We start from the raw sequence: 14,447 nt of genomic DNA on the forward strand, positions 1-14,447 counted from the left end.
ATCGAGTTGGCTTTCGCAGCGAGCGCACAACACCGCTTGGTCCATAATCTTCCCGCGACGGCGGAAATCTTCATAGCTGCCCCTCGGACTCTTGATTTGAACAGTTCCAGTTTGCCGGACACATTGCGCCGCTGAGTCCATCGGTGGATGGGCCAATCAGGGGACTTGCGATGGCAAACCTAACAATCAACGGAAAAACCTTCACGCTCGACGTCGAGCCGGACACGCCGCTGCTCTGGGCGATCCGCGAAAATGCCGGGTTGACCGGCACAAAATATGGCTGCGGCATTGCACAATGCGGCGCCTGCACCGTCCACATGGACGGTGTCGCCACCCGCTCCTGCGGGATCTCGGTCGCCGAGGCCGAGGGCAAAAAGATCACCACGATCGAGGGCCTCGCCTCGGGCAGCACGCTGCACAAGGTGCAGCAGGCCTGGATTGCCAAGGACGTCCCGCAATGCGGCTATTGCCAGAGCGGCATGATCATGGCCGTGGCAGCGCTCCTGAACGAGAAGCCGAAGCCGACCGACGCCGACATCGACGAGGCCATCACCAATATCTGCCGCTGCGGCACCTTCCAACAGGTGCGCGAAGCGATCCACACGATCGCAAGCGCCTGAGGAGCCGGCACATGAACAAGCACGTTTCCCCCAAGATGAACCGCCGCGCCTTCGTCATCGGCACCGCCGCTGTCGGCACGGGCCTCGCCATCGGCCTCGACCTCCCCTTCGGGGGCCCCGCCGTCGTCCGCGCAGCCGACGGCTCGCCCGAGGTCAATGCCTGGGTCGTGATCAGGCCCGACGACACCGTGGTAATCCGCATCGCCCGCTCCGAGATGGGCCAGGGCTCGCTCACCGGCCTCGCCCAGCTCGTCGCCGAGGAGCTCGAATGCGACTGGTCGAAAGTCACGACCGAATATCCGACACCCGGCCAGAGCGTCGCCCGCAAGCGCGTCTGGGGCGATTTCTCCACCGGCGGCAGCCGCGGCATCCGGAGCTCGCAGGACTATGTCCGCAAGGGCGGCGCCACCGCGCGCGTGATGCTGATCCAGGCCGCCGCCGACGAGTGGAAGGTGCCGGCCTCCGAATGCACCGTCGCCAAGGGCGTCATCACGCACAAGGCATCGGGCAAGACGACGACCTACGGCAGGGTCGCCGAAGCCGCGGCGAAGCTGACACCGCCGACCGAGGTCAAGCTCAAGGATCCCAAGGACTGGACGATCGTGGGCAAGGGCTTGCTGCGGCTCGACACCGCCGACAAGACCACCGGCACGATGGTCTACGGCATCGACATCAAGCTGCCGGGCATGCTGAACGCCGCGATCAAGGACTGTCCGGTGTTCGGCGGCAAGGTGAAGAGTTTTGACGAAGCCAAGATCACCGGCATGAAAGGCGTCAAGAAGGTCGTCAAGGTCGGCGACAGCGCGGTCGCGGTCGTTGCCGATACCTGGTGGCAGGCCAAGACCGCGCTGGAAGCGCTGCCGATCGTCTGGGACGAAGGCGACAACGCAAAGGTATCGAGCGAGACGATTGCGAAATGGCTGGCCGAGGGCCTTGACGACGCGCAACCGGCCTATGTCGGCAACAAGAATGGTGACGTGAAGGCGGCGATCGCGAGCGCCGCCAAGAAGGTCGAGGCCGTCTACAACTATCCCTACCAGAACCACGCCACGATGGAGCCGATGAACGCCACCGCGCTCTACACCACGGACAAATGCGAGGTCTGGTGCGGCACGCAGAATGGCGAGGCGGCCTTCGCCGCGGTGCTGGAGGCCTCGGGCCTGCCGGCGGAGAAATGCGACGTGCACAAGGTGATGCTTGGCGGCGGCTTCGGCCGGCGCGGCATGACGGACTATGTCCGTCAGGCGGTCGCGATCGCCAAGCAGATGCCGGGCACGCCGATCAAGCTGTTGTGGTCGCGCGAAGAGGACATGACGCACGGCAAGTATCACCCGATCACCCAGTGCAAGATGACCGGCGCGTTCGATGCCGACAACAATCTGGTCGCGCTGCACTACCGCCTGTCCGGGCAGTCCATCCTGTTCTCGGTGCGTCCCGACGCGCTGCAGAACGGCATGGACCCGGCCGCATTCCAGGGCGTCGCCCAATCCGGCGAAGCCGCGCTCGGCTACTCGGTGCCGAACCTGCTGGTCGAGCATTCGATGCGCAACCCGCACGTTCCGCCCGGCTTCTGGCGCGGCGTGAACGTCAATCACAACGCGATCTACATGGAATGCTTCATGGACGAGCTCGCCCATGCCGCAGGGCAGGACCCGCTCGAATTCCGCCGCAAGCTGATGGGCAAGAATCCCAAGCATCTGGCGGTGCTCAATGCCGTGGCCGAGAAGATCGGCTGGACTACACCCGCACCGCAAGGCGTCTATCGCGGCATTGCGCAGGTCATGGGCTACGGCAGCTATGTCGCCGGCGCCGCCGAAATCTCGGTGACCGATGGCAGCAAGATCAAGGTGCTTCGCATCGTCGCTTCCACCGATCCCGGCTACGTCGTCAATCCGGCGCAGGTGGAACGGCAGATCGCGGGCTCCTTCGTTTATGGCCTCTCGGCGCTGTTCTACGGCGGCTGCACCGTCAAGGATGGCCGCATCGAGCAAACCAACTTCGACACCTTCAACTCGATGCGCATCAACGAGATGCCGAAGGTGGAATCGGTGATGGTGCCGAGCGGCGGATTCTGGGGCGGCGTCGGCGAACCGACCATCGGTGTTGCGGCGCCTGCGGTGCTCAACGCCTACTTCGCGGCGACCGGCAAGCGCATCCGCTCGGTGCCGCTGCGCGACCAGAACATCAGCTTCGCTTAAAGAAAAGCCGCGGCGGCCATAGCGGTCGCCGCGGCAATTGCCTGGATGATCCGCATGACCACGCGACCGATGACACGGCGAACTGCCGTGCTCGGCATCACCGCCGCGACCGCGACATTGGCGCGGCCATCGGTCTTGCGCGCGCAATCGACCAGCCGCATCGTCGTGGTCGGTGGTGGCTTCGGCGGCGCAGCCTGCGCCCGCGCGCTCAAGCGCGCGCAAGGCGACTCGCAAGTCATCCTGATCGAGCCCAATGCGGTCTTCACCTGCTGCCCCCTGAGCAACGAGGTGATCGCGGGCCTGCGCGACATCGAAGCGCAGCAGTTCGACTACGACAAGCTGGCTGCCGAGGGCGTCACCGTGATCGGCGAGGCCGTGACCACCATCGAGCCGCAGCTGCGCAGCCTCCTGACGGCCGATGGCGTCGCCCTGCCCTATGACCGCCTCGTGCTCTCGCCCGGCATCGACTTCCACTTTGAGTCCCTGCCCGGCTATGACGAGGCCGCATCGGAAAAGATGCCGCACGCCTGGAAGGCCGGCGCGCAGACGCTGCTGTTGCGCAGGCAGTTGGAGGCGATGGACGATGGTGGCACGGTCGCCATCGCGATTCCCGCCAATCCCTCGCGCTGCCCGCCGGCTCCTTACGAGCGCGCCAGCCTGATCGCGCATTATTTGAAGACCAGGAAGCCGCGCTCGAAAGTGCTGATCCTCGATGCCAAGGACAATTTCTCGCAGCAGCGGCTGTTCGAAAAGGCATGGAAGGAACTCTACGGCGACATGATCGAGCGCATCGGCCTGTCGCAAGGCGGCCGCGTCACCTCGGTCGATCCCGCGACCAAGACCATCGTCACCGAGTTCGGCAACTACACACCCGATATCGCCAACGTCATCCCGCCCCAGCGCGCCGGGCACATTGCCGAGATCGCGGGCGCAACTGATGCCACCGGCTGGTGTCCGATCGACCCCGTCACCTTCGAGTCAAAGCTCGTCAAGAACGTCCATGTCATCGGCGACGCCTGCCTGGGCGGTGGCATTCCCAAATCGGCATCGGCCGCGAGCGCACAGGGCAAGGCTTGCGCTGCAGCCATCGTCAACCTGCTCGCCGGCCGCGTGCCGGAGACACCACGACTGACCGGCGTCTGCTACAACACCGTCGCGCCCGGCTACGGCTTCTCGCTCGCCGGCAATTACCAGCCGAGGGGCGACATCTTTGCCGAGGTCGAGGGCGGCGCGACGAGCCCGGTCGATGCACCGCGCGAACTGCGCACCCGCGAGGCGGCCGAGGCCGAGCGCTGGTTTCAAACCATCACGGCGGATACCTTTGGTTAGGTCGATAGTCCACACCGCTGCGTTGATCGCCAGTCTCGCGTTCGTGGCCGACGCACGCGCAGAGGGGCTCGCGCCCTATGAGATCACCGGCGACGGTATCGTGGACTCGCTGACGGGCGTTCCCGGCGATGCCGCGCGCGGGCGCGCGCTGGTGCTGACACGCACGACGACCTGCATCCTCTGCCATTCCGGCCCTTTTCCCGAAACGCGGTTCCAGGGCGACCTCGCGCCTGATCTCACCGGCGCGGGGAACCGCTGGACGGTGAGCCAGTTGCGGCTTCGGATGGTCGACGCCTCGCGCTTCAACCCGGACACCATCATGCCGTCCTATTATCGTGCGGACGGCCTCGTCCGCGTCGGACGCAATTTCGCCGACAAACCGATATTGTCGGCTGCGGAGATCGAGGACATCGTGGCCTTTCTTGCAACGCTTCGGGACTAGGATCATTCATGCAAACGACGCGTCGAAAATTCTTGAGCTTCGCCGGAGGCGTGACGGTTGCTGGAACGATCCCGATCGTCACGCTGCGGCCGGTCGAAGCAACGCCGGCGATGCTCAACACCGCCATCCGCAACGTCGTCGGCGAAGCGCCAATTCGCGTTGGCAAGATCAAGCTCGACATTCCGCCGCTGGTCGAGAACGGCAACACCGTGCCGATGACGGTGAACGTCGCAAGCCCGATGACGGCGGACGACTACGTCAAGAGCATCCACGTCTTCAACGAGAAGAACCCGCAGCCGAACATCGGTAATTTCTATCTGAACCCGTCGTCCGGCCGCGCCCAGATCTCCACGCGGATCCGGCTCGCCGACACCCAGAAGGTGGTCGCGATCGCCCGTCTCTCCGACGACTCGTTCTGGCAGGTCACAGCGGAAATTGTCGTGACACTGGCCGCCTGCACCGAGGAGGTGAACTGATGGCCGCCCTCATCAACGTCCCGGCGAAGGCCAAACGCGGCGATATCATCGAGATCCGCACGCTGACCTCGCACATCATGGAAACCGGCTTTCGCCACACCATGGACGGTGCGCTGGTGCCGCGCGACATCATCACGAGCTTCACCTGCCGCTACAACGGCGCCGAGATCTTCCGCGCCGATCTGTTTCCCGCCGTCGCCGCCAATCCGTATTTGTCATTCTTCACGGTCGCCAAAGAGAGCGGCAAGCTCGAGTTCGAATGGATCGGCGACAACGGCTATTCATCCGCCGCATCGGCATCGATCACGGTCGAATGATTCTTTGGCGCGCGATAGTACTGGCGGCGCTTGTCGCCACGGCCCCTGCCCTGCTCGCCGGCGAAATCCCGCCCGATGCGCGCCGTTCCGGCTATTTCTTCATGGGCCCCGATACACGCGCCATGCAGGATGACGACACCTCCAATCCGGGCATGCTGTTCGTGCTCGACGGCGAGGCGCTGTGGGCGAAGAAGGCCGGCAGCGCGGACAAGGCGTGCGCGGACTGCCATGGCGATGCGCGAAGCAGCATGAAGGGCGTCGCGGCCCGCTATCCCGCCTACGACAAGGCGCTCGCGCGCCCCGTCACGCTCGATCAGCGCATCAACCTCTGCCGCGCCAATCATCAGCAGGCAGCACCGCTGCCCTACGAGAGCCACGACATCCTGGCGCTGTCTGCCTTCGTGGCCCACCAATCGCGCGGCGTCGCAATCGCCGCAGGCGACGATCCGCAAGCCAAGCCTTTCGTCGAACAGGGCCGCAATCTCTTCATGCAGCGGGAGGGTCAACTCAACCTCGCCTGTACCAATTGCCACGACGACAACTTTGAGAAGCGCCTCGCGGGCTCGCCGATCACGCAAGGGCAGCCGACGGGCTATCCGCTCTATCGGCTGGAATGGCAGACGTTGGGATCGCTGGAACGGCGCCTGCGCAGCTGCATGACCGGCGTCCGCGCCCGGGCCTATGATTACGGCGCACCCGAGCTGGTCGCGCTCGAGCTCTATCTGATGGCACGGGCACGCGGAATGCCGATGGAAACACCGGCGGTGCGACCGTAACGCCCAAATTAGGGCTAGGCAGGCGTGGAACGGTCGCTAGTATCCCCCCAAATTGAGTCACAGGGAGGAACTAAAGTGGCTGACCACAAGATCTCGCGCCGTACGCTTTTGACCGGCACTGCCGCAGCTGGCGCGCTCAGCCTGACGGGGTTGCCGGCGCGCGCCGAGGTGAACTGGAAGAAATATGCCGGGACCAAGCTGGAGGTGATCCTCGCCAAGGGACCGCGCGGCGATAACCTGCAAAAATACGTCAAGGAATTCACTGAGCTCACCGGCATCCAGGTCGAGGCCGAGCAGATTCCCGAGCAGCAGCAGCGCCAGAAGGTCGTGATCGAGCTGACCTCGGGACGGCCGAGCTTCGATGTCGTGCATCTCAGCTATCACGTGCAGAAGCGACAATTCGAGAAGGCCGGCTGGCTCGCCGACATGACGCCCTATTTGAAGGATCCGACGCTGACGGCGCCGGACCTCGTCGAGAGCGATTTCTCGGCGGCGGGCCTGCAATATGCCAAGAACGACAAGGGCCAGATGCTGTCGCTGCCCTGGTCGGTCGACTATTTCATCCTCTACTACAACAAGGAGCTGTTCGAGAAGAAGGGCGTCGCGGTCCCCAAGACCCTCGACGAGATGGCTGCCGCCGCCGAGAAGCTCACCGATCCCAAGGAAGGGATCTACGGCTTTGTCGGGCGCGGCCTGCGCAACGCCAACATGGCAATGTGGAGCAACTTCTTCCTCGATTACGGCGGCGAATTCCTCGATGCCAAAGGCAACATCCTGACCGACGGTCCGGAAGCCATCGCCGCGACCAAGCTGTACCAGACGCTCCTGACGAAGTCGGCACCTCCTGGCGTCGCCGGCTTCAACTGGATGGAGTCGATGGCGTCCTTCACGCAAGGACGGTCCGCGATGTGGATCGACGGCGTCGGCTGGGCGCCGCCGCTGGAAGACCCGGCCGCCTCGCGTGTCGTCGGCAAGGTCGGCTACACCGTGGTACCCGCCGGTCCCAAGGGACAATATTCCTCGACCTACGGCGACGGCATCGGCATTGCCGCGGCAAGCAAGAACAAGGAAGCCGCCTATCTGCTCTGCCAGTGGGTGGTCTCGAAGACGCAAGGCGCACGGCTGCTGCAGGCCGGTGGCGGTGTCCCGTTCCGCAACTCGATCCTTGGCGACGCCGAAGTCCAGAAGGGCGTGAAGACCAAGGAGTGGCTGCAGTCGGTGATCGATTCCGGCAAGATCAGCAAGCTTGGGCTTCCCGTCGTGATCCCGGTCGCCGAATTCCGCGACATCGTCGGCGCGGCGGTCACTGCGACGCTGTCCGGCGCCGACCCCGCAGCCGAACTGAAGAAGGCCAACGATCAGTACCGGCCGATCCTGGAGCGTAGCGAAAAGGCGTGAGTGCGTTGACACAATCGGCTCCGGGCGCGGCACAGTCTGATGCCGCGCCGGAGAAGGAATTGCGGCCGCCGTCCTATTGGCCGTTCGTGGTGCCGGCGCTGGTCGTCGTGCTCGCCATCATCATCTTCCCGTGGGTCTTCACCATCTGGATGAGCCTGAACGAATGGAAGGTCGGTTCGCCGACCACCTTCGTCGGGGTCTCCAACTATTTACGCCTGACCACCGATCCCCGCTTCATCGAGTCGATCGGACATACGCTGGTTTACACCGTGCTGTCAGTGGTGCTGCCCCTCGTGTTCGGCACGTTCGCAGCCGTGGTGTTTCACCAGAAATTCGCCGGTCGCGGCTTCCTGCGCGGTATCTTCATCATGCCGATGATGGCAACGCCGGTGGCGATCGCGCTGGTCTGGACCATGATGTTCCACCCGCAGCTCGGCGTGCTGAACTATTTGCTGTCGCTGGTCGGGATCCCTCCGCAGCTCTGGGTGTTTCACCCGGCAACGGTGATCCCCTCGCTGGTGCTGGTCGAGACCTGGCAATGGACGCCGCTGGTGATGCTGATCGTGCTCGGCGGCCTCGCCGCGATCCCGACCGAGCCGTACGAGAGCGCGCAAATCGACGGCGCCAATCTCTGGCAGGTGTTCCGCTTCATCACCCTGCCGCTGATCATGCCGTTCCTGTTCATTGCGGGCATGATCCGCATGATCGACGCGGTGAAGAGCTTTGACATCATCTTCGCGATCACGCAGGGCGGCCCCGGCTCAGCGTCGGAGACGATCAACATCTATCTCTACAGCGTGGCTTTCTCTTACTACGACCTCGGCTACGGCTCGGCGATCGCGGTCGTGTTCTTCCTGCTGATTGTCCTGCTTGCGGCGGTGATGCTCTACGCCCGCCAGCGCATGCTGTGGACCGAGATCGCGAGCGACGCATGACCCCCAGTCAATTCAACGTGCGTCAAATCATCGGCAAGATCAGCCTGTGGTTCGCGGTGCTCGTCATCGTGTCGCCGGCAATCCTGTTCTTCCTCTGGATGGTGTCGCTCTCGCTCAAATTCGAGGTCGACAACGCCGCCTACCCGCCGGTCTTCATCCCCGAGCATTTCGCCTGGAAGAACTACGCCGACGTGGTCGCCTCGAACCGCTTCGTGACCTATTTCTTCAACAGCCTGATCGTGACCGGGAGCGCGACGGCGCTCGCGCTGATCGTCGGCGTCCCCGCCGGGTACGGCATCGCGCGCATGGCCGCGCACAAATCCGCAATCGTGATCCTGATCGCCCGCATCACGCCCGGCCTGTCCTACCTCATCCCCCTGTTCCTGCTGTTCCAGTGGCTGGGACTGCTCGGCACGCTGGTGCCGCAGATCATCATTCATCTCGTGGTGACGGTACCGATCGTGATCTGGATCATGATCGGCTATTTCGAGACGACCCCGCTGGAGCTGGAGGAAGCCGCGCTGATCGACGGCGCCACGCGCTGGCAGGTGTTCCGCCACGTTGCACTGCCGATCGCAAAGCCCGGCATCGCGGTTGCCTTCATCCTCGCGGTGATCTTCTCCTGGAATAATTTTGTGTTCGGCATCGTGCTGGCCGGACGCGAGACCCGCACCCTGCCCGTCGCCGTCTACAACATGATCTCGTTCGACCAGCTGAGCTGGGGCCCGCTTGCCGCCGCAGCGCTGATCGTCACGCTTCCGGTGCTGCTGCTTACAGTATTTGCCCAGCGGCAGATCGTGGCCGGGCTCACCGCGGGTGCGGTCAAGGGCGGATAGTCACGCCAATCTCAATCCGCCAGGGAGCGCGCTCGTGCGCGCTTCCCGCGCCACGGGCAGCCCGCGCTCTACTTGGAGTTGACGCAAGGTTCTCGCGCACATATGCTACAGATCGTAGCATCACTTAGCGAGACGCCCTATGTCAGCTCGCCCCCTGATCCCGCGCCGAAAGCTGTTTGGTAATCCGACTTACGTCGGCGCCAAGCTATCGCCGGATGGCCAATGGCTGTGTTGGGGCGCCCCTGTCGACGGCGTTCTGAACGTCTGGGTGTCTCCGGTCGATAATGTTGCGGCAGGACAGCCCGTGACGCGGACAAGGGGGAGACCGATCAACTGGCAGAGTTGGAGTCCGGACGGTCGCTACATCATGTTTCTCAACGACGAGAACGGGGATGAAAACCTGCATTTGTTCGTGGTCGATCCCCGCACGCTGGAACTCCGGGATCTGACGCCCTTCGCAAACGTCCGGGCAGTTCCAACCTACTGGTCGCACATCGTGCCGGACAAGATCGCGATCAATCTCAACGATCGCGACCCGCGATGGCACGACACTTTTCTGCTCGATCTCACAACCGGCGAGCGTTCTCTGATCTGGGAAAATCGTCAGGAGTTCGACTATGTCGGTCTCGACTGGCAGCTGAGACCGCGCCACGCCCGCAGTAACGCGGCCGACGGAGGTACGCGGCTTTGGCGCCTCGATGATGGCAAGGTCACGCATTGGTGCGATGTCCCATTCGAGGCCTATACGAGCACGCGGCTCTGGACGTTCGATGCCGGATGCAACCATCTCCACATGAGCTCGAGCCTGGAGCACGACAAGTCGGCGCTGCTGCGGATCGACTGGTCGAGCGGTGAAGAGCGCGTCCTGTATCGAAGCGACCGCGCGGACGTGACCGGCGCCATCTTCAATACCAAAACCTTCGAACCGGAAGCGGTTTGCATCGACCCCGGCCGGCAGGAATGGACGGCTTTGACGCCAGCGATTGCGGCCGAGCTTGATCTGATCAAGGCGCGCCTGCTGGATCACACATTTTACGTCGAAAGCCAGAGTGATGACGGCCGCCGATGGATTGTGGCGAGCCATGCGCCAGATCAACCCGTCACATATCATCTCCTCGACCGCGACAGGCAGACCATCACAGAACTGTTCACAGCGCGCCCCGAGCTAAAGTCATACCGGCTGGCGCCGATGCAGGAGGTACAGGGCAGGTCGCGCGATGGCTTCACCCTCGTCTCATACCTCACGCTGCCCGCCGACATCGTCGGCAACCGCCCGGCTCGGCCGCTGCCGATGGTCCTCATCGTCCATGGCGGTCCGTGGGGCCGGGACATCTATGGCTATCGCAGGGATCACCAATGGCTCGCGGATCGCGGCTACGCCGTGCTCTCGGTCAACTATCGGGGATCGACGGGCTTCGGCAAGGCGTTCGTCGCGGCGAGTGAGAAAGAGCACGCGCGCAAGATGCACGACGATCTCATCGACATGGTCGATTGGGCGATCGCCGAAGGCGTCGCGCAAAAGGACAAGGTCGCGATCTTCGGCCTGTCCTATGGCGGCCTGGCTTCGTTCGTCGGCGCGACTTTCACTCCGGACGTCTTCTGCTGTTCCGTGCCGGTCGTCGGCATCTCCAACCTGCGGACGCTGCTGGAATCGATGCCGCCCTATTGGGCCGGCTTCGCGGAATTCATGTATCGCAGCTACGGCGATCCCCGCACCGAGGAAGGCCGCAAGCTGCTCGCCGAACGCTCACCGATCAACAAGGTCGACAATATCAAGAAGCCGATGCTGATCTTTCATGGTGAAAACGATGTCCGGTGCAAGATCGCGGAAAGCGACACCATCGCCGCCGCCATGCAGGCGAAGAACATTCCGGTGACCTACATCGTCTATCCCGACGAGGGACACGGATTCCAGCGACCGCCGAATCAGCTCTCCCATCTCGCAATTGCCGAAGCGTTCTTTGCACGGCATCTGGGCGGCGCCTGCGAGCCCGTTGGCGAGGATTTCAATGGATCCAGTCACGAGGTTCGTGCCGGGGCCGATATCCTGTCCGATCTGGGTGTAGCCAACTGGCAGCTCACATAAAAGGCGGCCGGGCGACATAACGTCGTCCGGCCACGATTGATGTCAGAGCAACCTACTCCGCGGGCGCTGCGTGCATCTCCGGATGCGCGGCATAATGCTCGGTGCTGCCGAGCTTGCTGGCCGCGAACAAGCCCGCTGCCATCACGGCATAGGCAAACGCCACCGCGGGCGTCACGCCAAAGCCGCCGCCGATGCCGACGGCTTCGCCGTGCATGAAGCCGAAATAAGTCAGCACTGCACCGACGAGAGCGAAGGCCGATGCCTTTTCGAAATCGCGCTCGATGATGAAGACGCCGATCGCACCCAGGATCAGGCCGCCGAGGATGGAACCGCCACCCATCACTTCCAGCCCGTGATAGAACACGCCCTGTTGCGGCAGGGCGGCGATCGCCGCGGCCTTGACCGCGTCGGCCTTGTCGGCGGCAAGACCGCCGACGGAGGTCGCCGCCATCATGGTCGAGCCGAGCATGGTGTCGATCTGGAGCTTGGCCCAGGCGGCGAGATGCGGCGTCAGCGCCAGCACGATTGCCGGCGCGTGCTTGACCGGCGTGGTCTGGAACGCCTGAGCGCCGATGAGCATGCCGATGTAGAGCAGGATCGGCGAGATCGCGACGACAGGCACCAGTGCCAGCAGCACCGAGATGATGCCGAACCAGGCCAGCACCACCACCATGATGCCGGTCGCAGCCGAATAGCCGATGCGGCCGCCCATCGCCTTCCAGCCGGGATGGCCGATATAGACGGCGTTGATGAAGGGATTGCCCATCAGGCAACCAATCAGGCTGACGATGCCATCGGCGGTGAGCACGCGCGTGGTCGGATATTCGTCGCCGGCGGCTTCCGCGCTCTCGACGTTGTCCATGGCCTCGACGAGGTCATAGATACCGAACGGAATGGCGGTAACCAGGATGACGCCGAGAAATTCGAAGCCGGAGAAGACGTAGCCCACCGCCGGGATCGGCACCGAGAAGCCGAAATTGGAGAAGGCAGCTCCCACGCCCGCGATGCTCAACCCGCCAAGACCGAGCCCGAACAGATTGGAGCCCCATGCGATGATCATGCCGGCTGCGATCGCAACGAGACCCGCCGGAATGCCGCGCCAGTATTTCACACCACCAAACCAGCTCACCAGGATGATGGCAAAGCAGACCAGGCCAATCTGCGGCGTCATGTACATCTCGAGCGCGGGCCGCATCGAGATGAAGGTGACGGAGACGCCGGCGAGCGTGCCGAGCAGTGCCGCGCGCGGCGTGATCTTGCGGATGAACGGTGCAATGAAGCCGCCGATCATGAGAATGAAGCTCTGGAAGAACACCCAGACCAGGCCAGCCGACCAGCCCTTCAGGGGATCGCCGGTCTTGAGCGTGATCGGCAGCATGATCACGAAGGTGACGATGAACATGTGCGGCACGCTGACGCCCGAGGGTAGCGCGCAAACGTCGCTACGGCCGGTCCTCTGCGCGAGGCGATAAGCGAGGAAGGCATAGTAGAAGGTGGAAAGGCACATCATCAGCCCCAGCGCGGGCAGGATGCGGCCGAACACGAGGCTGTCCGGCATCTTCAACACGAAGCGCAGCAGGCCCGTGAGCACCAGCATGTTGACGAGGATGTTGGTGCCGAAGCCGAAAAATGCGTTCCAATCGCCCGGAGTCCATAGTGCCGGCTTGAACTCGGACGTATTGCTCTCAGATTTGCCGGCCGTCCCCGTCAATGTGCTCATGATATTCCCCTATGTGGTCGAAATCTTCATTGCCTCCAAGACTGCGGCTGAGGTTGCGACCCAGCCGAAGATACCGCCTTGGGCCTTGATCATCTTCAGGCCCATCTCGTGAAACTCGGGGAAGTACGAAGCGCAGCCATCCGAGATGACGACGCAGCGATAGCCGCGGTCGTTGGCCTCGCGCACCGTGGTGTTGACGCACACTTCGGTGGTGACGCCACACACGAGCAGATTCTCGATGCCGTATTTCTCCAGCACATCGGTCAGCTCGGTGGCGTAGAACGCGCCCTTGCCGGGCTTGTCGATAACGACTTCGCTGTCGAGCGGATAAAGCTCGGGGATGATGTCGTGGCCGGCTTCACCGCGAATGAGAATGCGGCCCATCGGACCGGGATCGCCGATGCGCAACGACGGCGCGCCGCGCTCGACTTTCGCCCGCGGCGCATCGGAGAGATCGGGCAGATGGCCCTCGCGGGTGTGGACGACGAGCATGCCGGTGTCGCGCGCGACCTTCAGCACCACGCCGATCGGCTTCACCGCGCGCGCGAGCTGACTGACGTCATTGCCGAGCGTCTCTCCGAAGCCGCCGGGCTCCATGAAGTCGCGCTGCATGTCGATGATCACGAGCGCGGTGCTCGCCCAGTCGAGCTTGATCGGCTCGGGCTCGGCGCTGATGACGCCCAGTGTCGGCTTGGTTGAGTTCAACATGACGCAGGCCCCGCGAGAACTCTCTTTGCCGGGAGTTCTGCAAGCGCCGTGCCATTGTGTACAATTGAGATCGAATGCGTGACGCAGCGAAATTCGCTGCGCTATCAGAATGTTATCGGAAGAGATCGCGTCTGCTTATTCGCTGAGCGACGGCTTTGCGACGTGCATTTGCTCAAAGGATGAGCGGCGATGAAGCTCGCTTCTTAGCGGCCAGCATCTCCATACAGCCGCCGATGCTCCTCCTCATACGGCGCGTAGGAATCCTTCAGCGTCGCCATGTTGAGCAACATGGTCGCGACCATCGCACCCGCCTTGTCCTCACCTTCGAAACAGGCGTTGCGATAATGCGCGGAGAGACAGCCGCTCTCGAACCACGCCTGTCCCCACAACCGCGCACCGAGCGGCGCGAACTGGCTGAAATGCGTCGGCCCCTCGATCGTCCCGCCCTTGAAGCCGAGCTTCTGCGCGGTGGCATCGTCGTGAATGGAGGCATGTGCGTCGTAAACCTGCGCGTGCAGCATCTGGCGCGGCTGGCGCCACGGCCCGGTCAAAGCCTCGGCCGTCTCGGTGATCTCGGTGTCGAATGCGTTTGCGGCCATGATGTTC

General features: G+C 63.4%; 13 protein-coding genes and 1 pseudogene. 11 read left to right on the top strand and 3 right to left on the bottom strand.

What is annotated here, in order from left to right:
• Nucleotides 1-170 precede the first annotated feature (170 nt).
• The 11 genes from K3F49_RS14395 to K3F49_RS14445 all read left to right on the top strand — a co-directional run bounded on the left by K3F49_RS14395 (nucleotide 171) and on the right by K3F49_RS14445 (nucleotide 11,413).
• Nucleotides 171-620: a (2Fe-2S)-binding protein gene (locus K3F49_RS14395; protein ID WP_234681602.1), complete on the top strand. Its 450-nt coding sequence runs from the start codon at nucleotides 171-173 to the stop codon at nucleotides 618-620.
• Nucleotides 621-631: 11 nt separating this feature from the next.
• Nucleotides 632-2,818, top strand: coding sequence for a xanthine dehydrogenase family protein molybdopterin-binding subunit (locus tag K3F49_RS14400; protein WP_234681603.1), 2,187 nt, complete (start codon nucleotides 632-634; stop codon nucleotides 2,816-2,818).
• Between the two features lie 45 nt (nucleotides 2,819-2,863).
• Complete coding sequence (locus K3F49_RS14405) at nucleotides 2,864-4,147, top strand: NAD(P)/FAD-dependent oxidoreductase (RefSeq protein ID WP_234681604.1); 1,284 nt, start codon at nucleotides 2,864-2,866, stop codon at nucleotides 4,145-4,147.
• On the top strand, nucleotides 4,140-4,589 hold the full coding sequence (soxX, locus tag K3F49_RS14410) for a sulfur oxidation c-type cytochrome SoxX (RefSeq protein ID WP_234681605.1): 450 nt from the start codon (nucleotides 4,140-4,142) through the stop codon (nucleotides 4,587-4,589). Before K3F49_RS14405 ends, soxX begins: the two co-directional genes overlap by 8 nt.
• An 8-nt stretch (nucleotides 4,590-4,597) precedes the next feature.
• The gene (locus K3F49_RS14415) at nucleotides 4,598-5,065 is read left to right on the top strand and encodes a SoxY-related AACIE arm protein (protein WP_234681606.1); all 468 of its coding nucleotides are present in this window, start codon (nucleotides 4,598-4,600) and stop codon (nucleotides 5,063-5,065) included.
• A complete protein-coding gene (gene soxZ, locus K3F49_RS14420) occupies nucleotides 5,065-5,382 on the top strand; it encodes a thiosulfate oxidation carrier complex protein SoxZ (RefSeq protein ID WP_234681607.1) in 318 nt (105 codons plus the stop codon). The genes K3F49_RS14415 and soxZ overlap by 1 nt, the downstream gene beginning before the upstream one ends.
• On the top strand, nucleotides 5,379-6,158 hold the full coding sequence (gene soxA / locus K3F49_RS14425; protein ID WP_234681608.1) for a sulfur oxidation c-type cytochrome SoxA: 780 nt from the start codon (nucleotides 5,379-5,381) through the stop codon (nucleotides 6,156-6,158). The genes soxZ and soxA overlap by 4 nt, the downstream gene beginning before the upstream one ends.
• 75 nt (nucleotides 6,159-6,233) lie before the next feature.
• The gene (locus tag K3F49_RS14430) at nucleotides 6,234-7,556 is read left to right on the top strand and encodes an ABC transporter substrate-binding protein (protein WP_234681609.1); all 1,323 of its coding nucleotides are present in this window, start codon (nucleotides 6,234-6,236) and stop codon (nucleotides 7,554-7,556) included.
• Nucleotides 7,553-8,491 carry a carbohydrate ABC transporter permease gene (locus K3F49_RS14435; protein WP_234681610.1) on the top strand — a complete coding sequence of 313 codons (939 nt, stop codon included), beginning with the start codon at nucleotides 7,553-7,555 and terminating at the stop codon, nucleotides 8,489-8,491. The genes K3F49_RS14430 and K3F49_RS14435 overlap by 4 nt, the downstream gene beginning before the upstream one ends.
• Nucleotides 8,488-9,327: a carbohydrate ABC transporter permease gene (locus K3F49_RS14440; RefSeq protein ID WP_234681611.1), complete on the top strand. Its 840-nt coding sequence runs from the start codon at nucleotides 8,488-8,490 to the stop codon at nucleotides 9,325-9,327. Before K3F49_RS14435 ends, K3F49_RS14440 begins: the two co-directional genes overlap by 4 nt.
• Before the next feature lie 139 nt (nucleotides 9,328-9,466).
• Nucleotides 9,467-11,413 carry a S9 family peptidase gene (locus tag K3F49_RS14445; RefSeq protein WP_234681612.1) on the top strand — a complete coding sequence of 649 codons (1,947 nt, stop codon included), beginning with the start codon at nucleotides 9,467-9,469 and terminating at the stop codon, nucleotides 11,411-11,413.
• Nucleotides 11,414-11,465: 52 nt separating this feature from the next.
• Here the strand turns inward: K3F49_RS14445 and K3F49_RS14450 are convergent, their stop codons facing one another.
• From K3F49_RS14450 to K3F49_RS14460, 3 genes and pseudogenes are all read right to left on the bottom strand, one after another.
• Complete coding sequence (locus K3F49_RS14450; RefSeq protein ID WP_234681613.1) at nucleotides 11,466-13,133, bottom strand: regulator; 1,668 nt, start codon at nucleotides 13,131-13,133, stop codon at nucleotides 11,466-11,468.
• 9 nt (nucleotides 13,134-13,142) lie between these two features.
• The gene (locus K3F49_RS14455) at nucleotides 13,143-13,841 is read right to left on the bottom strand and encodes a cysteine hydrolase family protein (protein WP_234681614.1); all 699 of its coding nucleotides are present in this window, start codon (nucleotides 13,839-13,841) and stop codon (nucleotides 13,143-13,145) included.
• Nucleotides 13,842-14,155: 314 nt separating this feature from the next.
• Nucleotides 14,156-14,440 (bottom strand): annotated as a pseudogene (locus tag K3F49_RS14460) (hypothetical protein); the annotation flags it as partial.
• Nucleotides 14,441-14,447 lie beyond the last annotated feature (7 nt).

The organism is Bradyrhizobium monzae (genome assembly GCF_021458635.1).
Taxonomy (GTDB): Bacteria; Pseudomonadota; Alphaproteobacteria; order Rhizobiales; family Xanthobacteraceae; genus Bradyrhizobium.